Annotated in this window: 17 protein-coding genes; 11 read left to right on the forward strand and 6 right to left on the reverse strand. The window is 36.0% G+C overall.

Annotation, left to right across the window (positions count from 1 at the left end):
• Nucleotides 1-245 precede the first annotated feature (245 nt).
• Together BANA01_RS02205 and BANA01_RS02210 are read left to right on the forward strand one after the other, a co-directional pair.
• Nucleotides 246-593, forward strand: coding sequence for a lmo0954 family membrane protein (locus BANA01_RS02205; RefSeq protein ID WP_063251457.1), 348 nt, complete (start codon nt 246-248; stop codon nt 591-593).
• Between the two features lie 19 nt (nt 594-612).
• On the forward strand, nt 613-1,245 hold the full coding sequence (locus BANA01_RS02210) for a PspA/IM30 family protein (protein WP_063251458.1): 633 nt from the start codon (nt 613-615) through the stop codon (nt 1,243-1,245).
• 50 nt (nt 1,246-1,295) lie between these two features.
• On the opposite strand, the gene BANA01_RS02215 is transcribed toward BANA01_RS02210, so the two are convergent.
• On the reverse strand, nt 1,296-1,841 hold the full coding sequence (locus BANA01_RS02215; protein WP_063251459.1) for an NADPH-dependent FMN reductase: 546 nt from the start codon (nt 1,839-1,841) through the stop codon (nt 1,296-1,298).
• A 207-nt stretch (nt 1,842-2,048) separates the two neighbouring features.
• Here BANA01_RS02215 and trpB point away from each other — a divergent pair, with 207 nt between their 5' ends.
• The 7 genes from trpB (at nt 2,049) to BANA01_RS02250 (ending at nt 8,843) form a co-directional block, all read left to right on the forward strand.
• Nucleotides 2,049-3,218: a tryptophan synthase subunit beta gene (gene trpB / locus BANA01_RS02220; protein WP_063251460.1), complete on the forward strand. Its 1,170-nt coding sequence runs from the start codon at nt 2,049-2,051 to the stop codon at nt 3,216-3,218.
• A gap of 144 nt (nt 3,219-3,362) precedes the next feature.
• Entirely contained in the window at nt 3,363-5,045 is a 1,683-nt protein-coding gene (locus BANA01_RS02225) for an ABC1 kinase family protein (RefSeq protein ID WP_063251461.1), read from the forward strand.
• A gap of 136 nt (nt 5,046-5,181) precedes the next feature.
• A complete protein-coding gene (locus tag BANA01_RS02230; RefSeq protein WP_063251462.1) occupies nt 5,182-5,799 on the forward strand; it encodes a YitT family protein in 618 nt (205 codons plus the stop codon).
• 300 nt (nt 5,800-6,099) lie between these two features.
• A complete protein-coding gene (locus BANA01_RS02235) occupies nt 6,100-6,540 on the forward strand; it encodes a hypothetical protein (protein WP_063251463.1) in 441 nt (146 codons plus the stop codon).
• Between the two features lie 18 nt (nt 6,541-6,558).
• A complete protein-coding gene (locus tag BANA01_RS02240) occupies nt 6,559-7,161 on the forward strand; it encodes a hypothetical protein (protein WP_063251464.1) in 603 nt (200 codons plus the stop codon).
• A gap of 20 nt (nt 7,162-7,181) precedes the next feature.
• Nucleotides 7,182-7,748, forward strand: a complete 567-nt coding sequence (locus BANA01_RS02245) for a hypothetical protein (protein WP_063251465.1) — start codon at nt 7,182-7,184, stop codon at nt 7,746-7,748.
• A 21-nt stretch (nt 7,749-7,769) separates the two neighbouring features.
• Nucleotides 7,770-8,843 (forward strand): alpha/beta fold hydrolase, encoded by a 1,074-nt coding sequence (locus BANA01_RS02250; protein ID WP_063251466.1) that lies wholly within the window; start codon nt 7,770-7,772, stop codon nt 8,841-8,843.
• Nucleotides 8,844-8,912: 69 nt separating this feature from the next.
• Here the strand turns inward: BANA01_RS02250 and BANA01_RS02255 are convergent, their stop codons facing one another.
• The 5 genes from BANA01_RS02255 to BANA01_RS02275 form a co-directional block, all read right to left on the reverse strand.
• Nucleotides 8,913-9,707 carry an alpha/beta fold hydrolase gene (locus BANA01_RS02255; protein WP_235847042.1) on the reverse strand — a complete coding sequence of 265 codons (795 nt, stop codon included), beginning with the start codon at nt 9,705-9,707 and terminating at the stop codon, nt 8,913-8,915.
• Between the two features lie 182 nt (nt 9,708-9,889).
• Nucleotides 9,890-10,414 carry a PepSY domain-containing protein gene (locus BANA01_RS02260; protein ID WP_063251467.1) on the reverse strand — a complete coding sequence of 175 codons (525 nt, stop codon included), beginning with the start codon at nt 10,412-10,414 and terminating at the stop codon, nt 9,890-9,892.
• 126 nt (nt 10,415-10,540) lie between these two features.
• On the reverse strand, nt 10,541-11,287 hold the full coding sequence (locus BANA01_RS02265; protein ID WP_063251468.1) for a PepSY domain-containing protein: 747 nt from the start codon (nt 11,285-11,287) through the stop codon (nt 10,541-10,543).
• A gap of 68 nt (nt 11,288-11,355) precedes the next feature.
• The gene (locus BANA01_RS02270) at nt 11,356-12,717 is read right to left on the reverse strand and encodes a sensor histidine kinase (protein ID WP_063251469.1); all 1,362 of its coding nucleotides are present in this window, start codon (nt 12,715-12,717) and stop codon (nt 11,356-11,358) included.
• Complete coding sequence (locus tag BANA01_RS02275; RefSeq protein ID WP_063251470.1) at nt 12,714-13,427, reverse strand: response regulator transcription factor; 714 nt, start codon at nt 13,425-13,427, stop codon at nt 12,714-12,716. The genes BANA01_RS02270 and BANA01_RS02275 overlap by 4 nt, the downstream gene beginning before the upstream one ends.
• 179 nt (nt 13,428-13,606) lie before the next feature.
• Here BANA01_RS02275 and BANA01_RS02280 point away from each other — a divergent pair, with 179 nt between their 5' ends.
• Together BANA01_RS02280 and BANA01_RS02285 are read left to right on the forward strand one after the other, a co-directional pair.
• A complete protein-coding gene (locus tag BANA01_RS02280; protein ID WP_063251471.1) occupies nt 13,607-14,521 on the forward strand; it encodes an ABC transporter ATP-binding protein in 915 nt (304 codons plus the stop codon).
• On the forward strand, nt 14,514-15,356 hold the full coding sequence (locus BANA01_RS02285) for an ABC transporter permease subunit (protein WP_063251472.1): 843 nt from the start codon (nt 14,514-14,516) through the stop codon (nt 15,354-15,356). Before BANA01_RS02280 ends, BANA01_RS02285 begins: the two co-directional genes overlap by 8 nt.
• Nucleotides 15,357-15,415: the final 59 nt, after the last annotated feature.

Below are 15,415 nucleotides of genomic sequence, written 5' to 3' on the forward strand. Positions count from 1 at the left end.
CATTGTGCTAATTATACCTCATGGGGTAAGTAGATTATCAAACCATATTTGAATAAAAAACAAACTTTTTTAGGTAAACTGCCTCAATGTAATAAATGTTTTTATTTTTGTGTGAAGGGTCTCCCTCCGGTAGGATGACCCTAACTACGACTTCAGTCCTATATGAAAATCAAGCTCAGGCGCAATTATCTGAAACCATTAAAAAAGGTAAGATGATATCAAGAAAACAAAAGGAGGAAAACAAAATGAAAAAATTCGGTTTAGTCTTAGCGGGAGGAATTGCAGCCCTCATCTTACTTTCTACACTTGGTCCGATGATTGGGTTATTAATAAGTCTCGCGATTTTATATTTCACCTACAAACAATTCTTAAAAGCAGAATCAACAGGATGGAAAATTGCACTTGGTATCGTCGGGGTTATGTTCCTAATGGCCTCTATCTCTAATGCACCAGCTATTATCGGCCTTGTGGCTGCATACATTCTTTATCTAGTTTATAAGAACTGGAATTCAAGCAAACATTCAGTAATCAAAGAAGAATCAGATCCATTTGTAAATTTTGAAAAGCAATGGAATGAAATTAAAAACTACTAATTAAAGGAGCGAATATAACATGACAAATCTTTTCACAAGAATTAAAAATACAATTACAGCAGATTTAAACGAGGCACTAGATAAAAAAGAGAAACAAAATCCTATTTCTATACTGAATCAATACCTTTTCCAATGCGAAAAGGAAACAGAAAAAGTGGCAAATCTTTTGGAGCGTCAAACTGCACTTAAGGAGGAATTCACAAAAGAGTTGTACACTGCCGAGCAGTTAGCTGAAAAAAGGAAATATCAGGCTGAAGTAGCTTTAAAAGGGGGAGAAACCGAGCTTTATCAATTTGCCTCTGAGGAGCAGCAAGTATATTCTAATCGCGCAGAGAGAGTTAAATCAGCACTCGAGCAAGTAAAAGGCCAGCTGGCTGAACTGGAAAGAAAACATGGAGATATGAAGAATAAATTAAAAGATATGCAGCTTCGCAGGATGGAACTAATGGCACGTGAAAACGTAACGAGAGCAAACCATCGAATTGACCAGGTATTAGAATCCAACACTTATACTGCTAAATCGATTTCACGCTTTGAAGAAATTGAAAATTACATTAACAATCTCGAGAATCAAGTCAATCGTTCATATAATCAGACCACGATTGACACAAGGATTGAAAAGTTAGAAAAAGAAATGAACCATTCAAAGTAATATGAGCACAATGCAACACGCATGGATAAAGAATCCATGCGTGTTTGCATTTATAGGCTTTGTTTTTTTATCCAATTTATGTAGTTATCCATTACAGTATCAATGAACTGAATGGTTGGCACATGAACGAGATTTCCTGATTCGTCCAGCTTTTCATGAACGGCACCAATAAATACTTCATTTCCCGGCAGTGTTAGTGCAGAAATGCCTGGCGAATTTAAAATCTGTCGTAGGTGCATTTGCGCACGGACGGTTCCTAATACTCCAGGGGAACTGCCGATTATCATGACTGGTTTGTTCACCATGACTTTATCGACACGAGAAAACCAATCAATGGCATTTTTTAAAAAAGCAGGAATAGAGTGATTGTACTCAGGTGTGACGAAAAGAACACCATCACTTTGAGCGACCTTTTGCTTTATATCTGTTACGATTTCCGGTGGTGTTAGTTCATCATCTTGATTATACATTGGAAGTTGTTCAATCGGTAGAATCTCAAATTCTGCTGTCGCTTGATAGCGTTTTTGCATAAATAACGCTAATTTTTTATTAAACGATTCCTTACGATTACTGCCCACAAGTACTGCAATTTTCATATATATCTCTCCTTTCATTTCTATATTTTACCACTGTGTTAAAAGTAAATCATATGAAAGAGGTTCTATTAATTTTGGAAATCTAGTAAGAGTTTTTACCTATTAGAGTTTTAAAGATTATTATTTGAATATTCTGTTATATGGATATATAATAGTTAAATAAAAATTATTAATTAAATAGTAGTTTAAAAAGGAGACGAGCTGAGGATGGAAAAAGTAGTTGTGGAAAGCAGAGGTTATTTTGGTGAATTTGGGGGAAGTTTCGTTCCTGAGGACCTTCAATTAGTGCTCAATGAAATGGAAGCACAGTTTTTAAAGTATAAAGATGACCCAGATTTTATCGAGGAATTTAACTACTATCTTAAGGAATATGTCGGACGTGAAAACCCGCTGACCTTTGCGGAGAATTTAACGAAAAAGATCGGCGGAGCAAAAATCTATTTAAAACGGGAAGATTTAAACCATACTGGTGCTCATAAAATAAATAACGCGATCGGTCAAATTTTATTAGCAAAACGAATGGGTGCGAAACGAATTATTGCGGAAACGGGTGCAGGTCAGCATGGTGTAGCAACGGCTACTGCATGTGCCATGTTTGGGATGGAATGTGTCATTTACATGGGCAAGCTCGATACGGAGCGTCAGGCGCTAAACGTTTTTAGGATGGAATTATTAGGAGCAAAGGTAATTCCGGTTGAGAAAGGGCAGGGCAGATTAAAGGACGCTGTCGATGAAGCCTTAGCAGATTTGGTTCAAAACTATCAAAATACGTTTTATTTATTAGGATCCGCAGTAGGTCCTCATCCATATCCGTCCATGGTTAAACATTTCCAAGCGATTATAAGTGAAGAATCAAAGCGCCAAATTATCGAAAAAGAGGGCAAGCTGCCAACGGCAGTGATTGCCTGTGCTGGCGGAGGAAGTAATGCAATTGGTGCTTTTGCACACTATATCGACGAAAAATATGTACGATTAATTGGCGTGGAACCAGAGGAAGCGCCGACCCTAACAAAAGGCACTCCAGCCATCATTCACGGCTTCAAATGTTTGACGCTTCTAGATGAAAATGGAAATCCTCAGCCTACCTATTCGATTGCTGCCGGTTTGGACTATCCTGGTGTTGGACCAGAGCATAGCCATTTAAAAACCAGCGGCAGAGCGGAATATGTTACAGTTACTGGACAAGAAGCGTTAGAAGCATTTTTGCTTCTCAGTAAAACAGAAGGAATCATTCCAGCTTTAGAGAGTTCCCATGCGGTTGCATATGCGATAAAACTAGCAAAGGATTTAGCGAAAGAAGATGTCCTGGTCGTTAATTTATCAGGCCGCGGGGATAAAGATGTGGAGCAGGTATTTAATATGGTGAAAAACCAGTAGGTAAACACGAGACGTGTCGGACAAAGATGCGTCTTTTTGTTATTTACTTGAACAATCTGAGAATCAACTTGTAAATGGCAGGGAAAAGTGAGAATCTTGATTCGGGAAGTAAATAATAAAAGACTCCCAGCAGGAGTGACATAAATGATTAAGAAAAAAATTCGCCATATTCAACGCTATCGTGACATTGTATATACTTTTACCAAGTATGGATTTGGTTTTGTTATGAAAGAGTTAGGTCTCCTAGATTTGTTATCGGTACCGAAAAGAGTATTTGTTGAAGGAAATAAATCACGAAATAGTAGAACAACTGGTGAAAGAATTAGGATGTTTCTCGAGGAACTAGGACCAACCTTTGTGAAAATAGGACAGATTGCCAGCACTAGACCCGATATCATTCCAGCTGAAATCCTGCAAGAGTTAGTGAAACTTCAGGATAATGTTGCTCTATTCTCGTTTGAAGATGTAAAAAGAATAATAGAAGAGGAATTGGCTGATTCTATCGAAGATTCATTTGCGGAGTTTAGTGAGATACCACTAGCTGCCGCATCGATTGGGCAAGTCCATCATGCGGTCTTGCTCACAGGAGAGCGTGTTGCTGTTAAAGTGCAACGTCCCAATATTATGAGTGTGATTGAAACGGATTTAGAAATTCTCATAGATCTAGCAAGATTAGCGGAAAGTAGAATTGATTGGGTAGAAAGGTACCAGATTCGGACAATTGTAGAGGAATTATCAAGGTCGCTCCGGGAAGAATTAGATTATGAAAATGAGGGTAGAAACGCTGAAAAAATTGCTAAACAATTTAATAACGATAATAAAGTTCACATACCTAAGGTTCATTGGGTTTACACGACGAAAAAGATATTAACAATGGAATATATTGATGGAATTAAATTAAATGAAATTGAGAAGCTTCATCAAGCGGGGTACGATACAAAAGTATTAGGTGAAAAAGTAGTAAATGCACTTTTTCATCAAATCTTAATTGATGGTTTCTTTCATGGAGATCCCCATCCAGGGAATATCGTTGCCCTGCCAGGTCAGGTAATTGCATTTATGGATTTTGGTATGGTGGGCCGAATCACTCCTGAAATGAGATCCCACATAGCCTCTTTTGTGATTGCGTTAATGCGTAAAAATACAGCAGATGTTGTGAGGGCCATTACGAGCATGGGACTTGTACCTGATGATGTAGATGTAAAGCAGTTACATTCAGATGTAGATCAGCTTCGGGAAAAATACCTAGATGTTCCATTTAGCCAGATGAGTGTTGGAACAGCTGTGAATGAACTTTTTTCAGTTGCCTACAGACATAACATTACGATACCAACCGATTTAACGATATTAGGAAAAACCCTGCTAACATTAGAAGGAACAGTTGAAAAGCTAAACCAAGAAATTAGTATCTTAGCAGTAGCTGAACCATTTGGAAAACAACTGCTCCTGGATCGCTTTAAGCCGAAAAACGTGGCTGAGTTTGCATGGTCAAATTTTAGCGAATACGGAGACATCTTTCAAGAATTCCCGAAAACGATAAAAGATTTTACATCTGTAATGAAAAAAGGCAAAATGCAGATTGAAATCACAACACCAGAAATAGAACCAGTTCTTAAAAAACTTAATAAGATAAGCAACAGGCTCTCCTTTAGCATTGTGCTGCTTTCCTTTAGCATAATATTGGTAGGAATCATTGTCGGTGCTTCGTTATCGGGACAAACTTCTATTTTGTTTCACAGTTTGCCAATCATAGAAATCGGCTTTGGGATTGCCGCGGCAATGTTCCTCTTACTTTTTTACTCTATTTTTAAATCAGGAAGATTTTGATTTAGATTATACAGATAGACCAAAAATCATATTGAAAAGTTTACCTCTGCCTGACCCATGGTCGGGCATGTTCCATTTTATGGGGGAATATAATGAGCTATATCATCCCAAAAAAAATAACTCAAAGGAGCTTTACATGTATAAGGAGAGAATTAAATATTATCTAACGGATAGGAGATCAGAATATATATCTATACCCAAAAGATTACTATTCATATTTTGTGGCGCCTTTATGGCTGCTTTAGCATTACAGTTATTTTTGATGAAGAATAATGTAATTGATGGCGGGATTGTTGGAGTCAGTATTATTCTCTCACATATGACTAGCATTGAAGTTGGCTTCTTTCTCTTAGTTTTAAATACTCCTTTTTTCTGTTTAGGCTATTCTTATCTTGGTAAAAGGTTTATTTTGTTTAGTCTATTTGCGATTCTAATTCTATCTTTCTGTACGCATCTTCTTGAACCTTATCCATCCTTAACACAAGATCCGTTGATAGTAATTTTTTTGGGAGGAGGATTATTAGGTTTAGGTGTCGGGATGGTTATTCGCTTTGGAGGGTCATTAGACGGTACAGAGGTATTGGGGATTTTATTTAGTCAACGGACATCTTTTTCAATAGGCCAAATTGTAATGTTTTTGAATTTCTTTATTTTCTTAAGCTCGATTTTTATATTTGGTTTGAAAGAGGCTTTGTTTTCATTAGCTACATTTTTTGTTGTCTATAAAACAATTGATTATTCAATAAAACAATAAACGATACACACAAGAACCCATGTTAGAGAGGGTACTTTTTATAAAATGAATTTTGATTCTTTACATTTTTGTGAATGTTGATAAAAATTCATATTTTAATAAAATGAAATGTATTAAGATTTTATTAGGGGATAAATGGAAAGGCCATAAAGAAAAAGTTAAGTTATAGAGCACTTTTAAGAGAAATGATGAAATTTGTCGAAGAACGAAGGTTTACAAATGGATTATTTATTATAATAATTTGAATTATAGTAATATTCTTGTAAAAACCTACTAACCAGTTAGATAAAGAGGACATTTATGGAATCAAAACAACTAGATCCTGTAGAATTTTACAAAAACTTAGAAAAATATTGGAACAAAAGGATCCATTCATCTACCAATTGCCCAACCTTTACACGTGCTTTTGGAAAATCATTTGAAAATCATTTAGACCAGGTAGAGATTCAACAAAAGGTAATAAACAACTGGTTAACTCAATTTAATCTTTCTAAGAAAGATGATTTTGCTGAACTTGCTAATAGAAAAGTAGATGGTGAGGATAAGCTGGATGATCTTGAAGAAAAACTTTATACGGTAAATGTAGTTTTAAAAAACAACTATTCTGAGTTAAAGAAACTTAATAAATCTTTATCTGAAATGCTTTGCGGTATGGAAAATGAAGTGAAGGATTTAAAGGTACATAAAATAAAATCGTTGAAGAATGAACTCGAAGAATTGAAGAGGTTATTCGAAGACTAACTAAATGGAGGAAAAACAATGGTTAATAAAAATGAATCTACATTTGAAAATCAAGAGAACAAGGATAATCAGCTTTCAAGTTTTGAATTAATATGGAGGGCTGCTCACGAGGAAGTGGATGAATGGGCAGGGCGATTAAACCATCATGATGAAATTTTCTTGAATGCTACTAAAAAATTTGTGGATAGTATTAAAAGAAATCAGGATAATAGCCAAGCTATTACCGAGCAATTTAAGAGAGAGCTTCTTGAGTGGGAGAAATATGCTCGTGAAGAATTACTTATGACTACGACTACGATACAACATTTTTTCCCTGTCAAATCTTATGAAGAGATTAACCAAGTAGTTGATGACATTCAAAATAAAACCACCTCTTTATTTACTACACCTATTCGTGCATTAACCACTGGACAAGCACTAGACAAGTATTTAGAAAGTGTCGAGCAATATCTTTCTTTTAGAAAGAGAAGCAGAGAGAAGTATATTGAAGGTGTAAAGAGTACAACAAATATATTATATGAAAATCAGAAAATGTTCGTGAATCTTTTTGAAAAACAAGTAAAGTCTGCACTTTTACCATTTCAGCAATATATGAAGAATACTTCGGAGTCAAAATCATAACACTACCTGAGGTGAACCAGATGTCAACTAAAAGTCCGTTTGATCCATATGATTCTTTCAAAAAGTATAGTGAAATTTGGGAAAAACAAATAAATGATTTTATTTTTCTTTTGTCCAATAACAATGAATTTGTCAAAATGTCAAAAGTGGGGACTGATTCGCACTCTCGTTACGTTGAAAAAATCAAAAAGAATCAAGAGGCACTTGCAGGCGTGCTTAATATTCCAACTAAAAATGACTTGGCGAATGTTACTTCTTTAACCATTCAAACGGAAGAAAAAATTGATTCTCTTGAAGAACAGATTTGGGGTTTACAAGATTCAGTTAATTCACAAAGCAAGGAAATCGAAAGTGTTGTAGAGGTATCTAAAGAAATTATTAAACTAACGAAACAACTAAAAACAGAGTTAGTAAAAACAAAAAAGGAACTTGCAGATACAAAGACCTTACAAAGCGAACTACAAGAGATTAAGTTTGAATTGAATAAATTAACTATTCTTAAAGAAGATATTGAAATACTTAAGAGTCACGTGAAAAATGACCATCAAAAAGAACCGGTCCGTACAGGTGCTGGGTCAACAATATAAGTAGCAAAGGGGGCTTAAGAAGTGGCAGCAGATACGCTCTTTAAGGATTTATTTCCTCCTTTAGAGTTAGATTATGAAAAAGAAATGAATCGCTGGAAACATCTTTTCCAAGTGCTAAATGAGCCAGAACCCAAAATTGGCCATACACCTAGGACTGAGGTTTGGAGAAAGAATAAATCCATATTATGGCATTACCCGGCAAAACAAAAAAAATATGATATTCCATTATTTTTCGTCTATTCCTTATTTAATAAACCTTATATTCTTGATATTGCTCCGAAGGCAAGCGTAATTGAGGGACTTACAAACCGTGGATATGATGTGTATTTATTAGATTGGGGTACTCCCGGTTATGAAGACAAAAACATCGGCTTGGATACATACATTGAAAAATATTTAAGAACGGCAGTTAAGCGCGCCATTCGCCATTCAGAGACCGATGAAATTACAATAGTAGGCTATTGTTTAGGCGGTACAATTGCCTCTATTTATGCTTCCATTGCGGAAGAACCCATTAAAAACTTGATTGTTGCAACGGTACCTATAGATTTTACTGAATATGTTGGTCCAGATAAATGGGCAGAGGGTTTTAGGAATGGTGATATAAATGTTGATCGCTTAATTGATGTTTATGGAAATGTTCCGTCAACCTATGTGGAAGCAATGTTTCGCGCAGTATCGGCTCCGATTTATTTTAGTAACTATACGACGCTTTTAAATCGAGCCCATGATGCTAGATATGTGGATAAATGGCGTCGAATGAATAAATGGACAACTGATCAGGTCCCATTTGCAGGTGAGGCATTTAGACAATTAGCGAATGATCTTTTTAAGGAGAATAAGCTTGTTAAAGGCAAATTAATGATTGGCAATAAACATGCAGATTTAAAAAATATTAAATCGAATTTGTTTGTTATCTCCTCAACTAATGATAATTTAGTGTTAGAACCACAAAGCTTGCCGATTATGGATTTAGTTTCTAGTGAAGATAAAACGTACAAGCTTGTAGAAGCCGGTCATGTTTCCTTAGCAATAACCGGATTGTTCGCGATAGTTGTAGATGAATGGGCTTCCATTCGTTCTAATCCACTTTAATTGTTTGTAATAAAGATGAGTACAAGATTATATAATGGTTAAGGGAAGGAAGGGAAGAGATTCCTTCCCTTAACTTGCCTTTTTATGTTTATTTAAAAAGTTTCGCAGTACCTCATTGAATGCCTCTTTTGCCTCTAGCTTTGCAATATGTCCTGTATTTCTAAAAATAACAAATTCTGAATGTCTAATTTGTTTATGCATGAGTAATTGTATCCAAGCGGGGGTTATCGAATCGTACTGACCGCCAATAATTAAAGTTGGAACTTTTATCTTTGGCAGTAGACATAGATTATTAACTTCAAGGCAGGCATGCATGGAAGGAAGATAGTAGTCATGATTAGGCTGATAGAATTTATAAAAATTCTCAAAGTTTTCCTCAGTCCAAGAATAAAGGCAAACACGTGCAGCTATATTTTTTTGCTTCTCAAGAGAAATTGAGTCTGCTCTTAACTTACGATATTTTAAAAAGAGCTGTCCGAAATGTTTTGGTGCATAATGAAACGTACTTACGAGCGTAAGGGACCGGCACATTTCTGGTGCTTGACGGTAGATCTCTTGTGTAACCATTCCACCCATTGATAGTCCGCAAATGTGGGCGCTATCGATCCCAAGACCTTTCAACAAACTTATAACATCCAAGGCAAAGTTTTTGATCGAAATTTCCTCATCAGTAATATACTCCCCATGTCCACGTAAATCTGGGATAATCAAGTCATAATGTTGTGCGAATTCAAACTGATTTGACCAGCCTTCCTTGATTTCACCAAGCCCATGAATAAAAACCAGAGGTTCTCCAGCTCCCATTCGTAAATATGGGATTCTGAAAGGATTTTTCGAAAATTTTTCAGATAATAACTTACCCAATTAAACTACCTCCTATGGTTGATTAATATAATCTTTTTAGCCATAATTCGGATAGTGTAAACAGGATAACGATGTAATTAACATATTATATATGTATTTTTTATTTAATATAACCAATAGGTGTAAATTACATATATAGGACGAAAAAGAACAATCGAGTTAACGATTGTTCTCCCTCCTACTTATCCATCAATATTGCTGTCATCAGTGCCTCTGCCTTTGTCATCATCGTCATGATTATCTTTGCTGTCATCATCGAACTTTACTCGTGTGATTTTTCCTGTTTCAGCATCAACTCGTACGTCAGCTTCGCCTTGATCTGACTGAATTTCAATTTTGTATTCTAGTCTGCCATGTTCCATTTCCTTTTCAACTTCGGTAATCGTACCGTTTACCTCATTTGTGGCAATTTTTGCTGCTTCTTCAATGGATAAAGCCGAAGTGGTAAATTGGGAAGCAGTTGATTTACTGCTGTCATCGGCATTTTCAATTTTGTAGAATGTTTGACCGTGCTCTGTTTCTAGTTCAATTTCTTGACCTTCTTTTATTTCAGGAAAGCTTTTAGTATCAAGATTGATGACAAATGATTTGTCATTAAGATGAATCAAATCATCTGGACGAGTATCATTCTTTGAAGCGCCGACTGCAATAGCTCCACCCAAAACGAGTAATGATGACACTACACCTATTAGAACTTTATTTTTCATTATGATTTCCTCCTTTTCCTATTACCTTTCTACAATTTCAGTATATACACCGAATATGAGAGCAAAAGGATAGAAACATTAGAAATCCATGAGAAATACTTGTTCATAAAAATCGTTTCTTATAAACTAATCATCATCGTCTCTTCCGTTTTGGTTACTTCTATGATCATCCCAAGATACTGACAGTACGTTCCCTGTAATGGCATGGATCTGGACAGTTGCTTCACGGTCATCATTTGTTTCGATTTTAACAAGGTAAAAGGTTTGACCCCCTTCTGTATCCAGCCAAATATCATCAACATCTCCCTGAACCTGAGAACTCGCAATAGTTATAACCTCATCTTCTGTTAAAGTTTTCGGAGGGGGATTGATTTCAGATGACGTGGTGGAGAGGATGGAACCTGAAGCGGCGTCAACAATAATCGTTGTTTGTTTGTCGGCTTCATTCACAATTGCTTTATAAGTCGGTTTTTGATTAGTATCAACTTTCTCGAAAGATACAAGTGATCCATTTATTGTGTTGAGTACGATTTCTTTTAGTTCTTCTTCAGGAAGCTCTACTCTTGCAGGAGAATCTGGTGATGGTGCAGTTGATTTGGTACTTTCATTAAACGATAATATTTTTCCGTTTTTCGCATCCAGCTTGATGACGTAAAGTTTTGTCTGTTTTTCGAGTTCTATTTGATATTGCTGATCGGCTAGTTTCAATAAGGTCACTTCTCCTTGATAACGCTCTTGTACAAGTTCTGCAGCTTCCTTTTCTGTTAACATGCCTCCAGATGGAGAGAGGTTTCCAAATTGCTGCCAGCTGACAAAAACAATTACAATTATGATTGAGCAAATGGTTACCCAAAACCAAGATAATCTCTTCACTTTTCTTTCACCACCTTATTACCAATTATTTTCTTATATGAAAATGAGATAGTGATGAGAAATTGCTATCATTTTTCAATTTTTTTACTCTGAATTGTGACGGTAGTTCCTGCACCAAGTACACTATCTAGATGAATGATAACACCGATCGCATCAGCTATTTCCTTCGCGAGCGACAATCCTAAACCAGAACCGCCCTGTTTTCTGCTCCTTGCCTTATCAACCCGATAAAACCTGTCAAACACTTTAGGAAGGTCGCTTTTATGAATACCAATTCCACGATCAATAATTTTTATAAAAACTTCATCGTGGTCATCCCCTAGTTCTACTGTTATGGTTTTATCACTATATTTCCTTGCATTGTCTAAAAAAATAAACAGTAGCTGCTTTAGTTTTTTTTCATCGGTTTCGATGAATAGGGGGGAATCATTCTCCTGAACAAATTCAATATCACGATTATATGCATTTTTAAAAGCTTTGAGGGTTTGGGTGATTAAATGGCTGATGTTTAACTGGTTGAGATCAATATTCCATTGTTCATGGTGTCTTGCTAACATTAAAAGTTGATCTGTCATTTCCTTCATACGGATTGCCTCGGAGTGAATCGCTTCGATTGATTCAAGAAAAAGCTTCGGTTCTGTTAGACCTCTTCTTTTTAATAGACTTGCGTAACTTTCTATTATGGTTAATGGGGTTTTAAGTTCATGCGACGCATTAGACACAAATTGTTTCTGTTTATCAAAGTTGACTTCTAATAAATCAATCATATGGTTAAAGGTTTGCCCCATTTGAAAAAGTTCGTCTTTCGAACTGCCCTCAAGCTTAAGGCGCTTAAAAGCTCCGCTTTGCCTTATATCTCTCATGGTTCTTATCATAGATGTTACGGGCATGGTAATCAGGTTGCTTAGAATCCGGCTTGATATTAATACAGGAATCAGCGCAAGAAGAGTTACCATGATTAACACAAGTCGCAGAATGGATAAATTATTGGTTGCCGTTTCCATGCTTTTTGTTATCTGCAGATTGGCAATGCTTCCGTCTTCCAATATGATTGGCATAGATTGAAAGCTAAATAGTCGGTCCTCGTATTCGATCGTTTTACTGACTTCATTACTATAAAAAACTGATTGCCGCTTACTTAAGTCATGTGCTCCAGGGCTAGTATACGGAGAGGAGTCATTCTTATCTTTGGTAACAATTTGAATCATCCCGTTTACAGGGACATAAGATCTTAAAAGGAGATCTTCGGATATAGTTCCAAGCGATTTTCCGATATTCTCAGATATTTTTTTCATTTCATCATTCGCCGTGCTAAGTTCGCTGTCGAGTGTTAATTTGCTGAAGGAGTAATAAACGGTAATATTTATGATGAGCAGCAGGATCGCAAATAAAAAAGCGGTATAAAGATTTATTTTATTTTTCAGTTTCATTTGGAATCCTTTAACACATACCCAACACCGCGAACCGTATGAATCAACGGGGACAGATGTGGGAGGTCAATCTTTTTTCTAACATAACGGATATAGACGTCCACAACATTTGTATCCCCGAAAAAGTCATACCCCCATACGGCCCCGAGTATTTGGTCTCTGCTTAACACCTGTCGTTTATTGACCATTAGGTATACGAGTAAGTCATATTCCCTGGGAGTCAAATCAATGGACTCACTATTGCCTCTAGTAACTTCTCTAGATTTTTGATTGATGGATAAGTCTGCAAATCGCAGCAGGTCTTCGATTTCATTTTGAGCATGTTTTTCTTCAGCATGTTTGATTCTTAAGGCTGCACGGATTCTTGCCAACAGTTCTTCAATTTGAAAGGGCTTTGTAATATAATCATTGGCCCCCTGGTCAAGTCCAGATACTTTGTCTTCAACAGAGCTTTTTGCTGTTAATAGAATGACAGGTGTAAGGAGATCATTTTTTCGAATGCGCCGAAGAAGTTCAATCCCGCTTAACCCTGGAAGCATAACATCCAATAAAATTAAATCCCAATTTCCAGTACGATAGGCTTCAAGAGCTTCTAGACCATCGAATGCTTTGGTTACTTCATACCCCTCATATTCAAGTTCAAGTTCCAATACTCGTGCAATCTTTTCCTCATCCTCAACTACCAGAATACTCCCTTTTTTTATTGACATACTAATTCTCCTCACTTCTTATTCCTGCATCTATTCGGCAACATAAATACAAAAACCTTTCGAACATATGGTCATTCTTATGTAATAAAGAGAGATTATCAAATAAATATTTAATTATTATGAACGATTACCCATTGTTAATCGTTATAAAGAAGGATGAAGGTTATGGGGGGAGAAATTTGACAAATATTATTGAGGTCAAAAAAGTCAGCAAACAGTTTAATCAACGTGAAATATTAAAAGATGTCTCTTTTACAATAAAGAAAGGAAGTATTAATGGACTGTTGGGTCCAAACGGGGCAGGGAAAACAACGATTATTCGTTTGTTAAACGGAGTAATTGAAGCGCCTACTGGAATGATGAACGTAATGGGGTTCAATCCAAAATTACAGGGTGATGAAATCAGAAAAAGGGTTGGAATTGTTACAGAAAGTGCAAGTCTTTATCATGATATGTCGGCCTGGGATAATCTTATCTTCTTTTCTAAAATCTATGGATATTCAAATACGGAGCGAATTACACATTTACTTGAGCAATTCGATATGCTGGGCTTTAAGGATCAAATGGTTGGCAGCTTTTCTACAGGCATGAAGAAAAGAATTGCACTAGCAAAAGCGTTATTGCATAATCCAGACCTACTATTTTTAGATGAACCAACGAATGGGTTAGACCCTGAAGGAATTAATGAGGTAATCCATTATCTCCGTAAAGTGAACCAAGAAGAAGGGGTTACAATCTTAATTTGTTCTCATGTTCTACATCAGCTTGAAACCATCTGTGATTCGTACTTGTTTTTAGTAGATGGAAGAATCGTAGAAAACGGAACGTTGGCGGAATTGGAGGATAAATACTTAAAGAAAATCAACTTATTAGTAGAAACGGGTCTTAAGCCTCTTAATAGCCAAACCTACAAGGGGCACCCATATAAAAGAAGAGGGGCAAACCAATTGGAGTTTTTGCTGTCCACAAAAGAGGAGATTACTCCTTTATTATCTAACATTCTTAATGAAACATGGATTCATACTTGTGAGATAACCAACAGAAGCCTAGAGGCGATTTATTTTACTATTAGGGGGGGAAGAGGGGTTGAATAAACAGACGATTTTAACCATTGCACGGAAAGATATGAAAGCTGCTTTTTCATCCAAAAAGGTCTGGGTTCCCATGATAATCATCGCATTAATCCTATGTATTGTAGTTCCATCTGGTATCGCCTACTTCGGAATTCATTTTGATTTAGTCGGAACTTCTTCAAAAGATATTGAAAAACCACTTAATTCATTTATTGAGAATTTTCCTAATGAGGATATGAGAAATACTCTTATTGCATTGCCGACACTTGGATATAAATTTGTATATTTTTTCTTATCTTTTATGATGATTCCCTTTTTCTTAATGGTAGCGATTATTAACTCAATGGTTACTTCTTCAAATAGTTTTGTAGGAGAGAAGGAGAGAAATACATTAGAAACATTATTGTTTGCACCTATTTCAATTAAAAACTTGTTTCTTGGTAAAGTGTTAGCCTCCTTAATTCCAACATTAGCTATTTCGTTTGCTGCATTTATCATTAGTTCAATAATTGTCAATGTAATTACGTATCCACATTTTAAAGTAATCTTATATTTTAACTCTATCTGGATGATTTTAATGTTTTGGGTAATTCCGATATTAGTACTATTCAATATTATCTTAAATGTCTTAATTTCGGCAAAGGTTAAAACGTTCCAAGAAGCCCAGCAATTTGGCGGAATACTTGTGCTGCCAATCGTTGGAATCATCATAAGTCAAGCGAGTGGAATGTTCTTCCTAAGCCCATTAACATTATTTCTAATAGGAGCTGTATTACTAATAGGCAACCTATTCCTACTAAAATTGGTCACTAAATTCAACAATCGTAACACACTATTCCAAAGTCAAATACACTAAACCACAAAAAGATAGTGTCCACCTGGGGTGGACACTGTCTTTTTGTGGTGCCTGTCACC

Origin of the sequence: Neobacillus niacini NBRC 15566, from assembly GCF_001591505.1 — a bacterium.
Classification (GTDB): domain Bacteria; phylum Bacillota; class Bacilli; order Bacillales; family Cytobacillaceae; genus Neobacillus; species Neobacillus niacini.

Excerpts from the sequence above, each read along its gene's own strand:
- trpB (WP_063251460.1), top strand. The coding sequence starts at position 2,049 with ATGGAAAAAGTAGTTGTGGAAAGCAGAGGTTATTTTGGTGAATTTGGG.
- BANA01_RS02245 (WP_063251465.1), top strand. The coding sequence starts at position 7,182 with ATGTCAACTAAAAGTCCGTTTGATCCATATGATTCTTTCAAAAAGTAT.
- BANA01_RS02240 (WP_063251464.1), top strand. The coding sequence starts at position 6,559 with ATGGTTAATAAAAATGAATCTACATTTGAAAATCAAGAGAACAAGGAT.
- BANA01_RS02215 (WP_063251459.1), bottom strand. The coding sequence starts at position 1,841 with ATGAAAATTGCAGTACTTGTGGGCAGTAATCGTAAGGAATCGTTTAAT.
- BANA01_RS02275 (WP_063251470.1), bottom strand. The coding sequence starts at position 13,427 with ATGTCAATAAAAAAAGGGAGTATTCTGGTAGTTGAGGATGAGGAAAAG.
- BANA01_RS02210 (WP_063251458.1), top strand. The coding sequence starts at position 613 with ATGACAAATCTTTTCACAAGAATTAAAAATACAATTACAGCAGATTTA.
- BANA01_RS02235 (WP_063251463.1), top strand. The coding sequence starts at position 6,100 with ATGGAATCAAAACAACTAGATCCTGTAGAATTTTACAAAAACTTAGAA.
- BANA01_RS02230 (WP_063251462.1), top strand. The coding sequence starts at position 5,182 with ATGTATAAGGAGAGAATTAAATATTATCTAACGGATAGGAGATCAGAA.
- BANA01_RS02270 (WP_063251469.1), bottom strand. The coding sequence starts at position 12,717 with ATGAAACTGAAAAATAAAATAAATCTTTATACCGCTTTTTTATTTGCG.
- BANA01_RS02225 (WP_063251461.1), top strand. The coding sequence starts at position 3,363 with ATGATTAAGAAAAAAATTCGCCATATTCAACGCTATCGTGACATTGTA.
- BANA01_RS02260 (WP_063251467.1), bottom strand. The coding sequence starts at position 10,414 with ATGAAAAATAAAGTTCTAATAGGTGTAGTGTCATCATTACTCGTTTTG.
- BANA01_RS02205 (WP_063251457.1), top strand. The coding sequence starts at position 246 with ATGAAAAAATTCGGTTTAGTCTTAGCGGGAGGAATTGCAGCCCTCATC.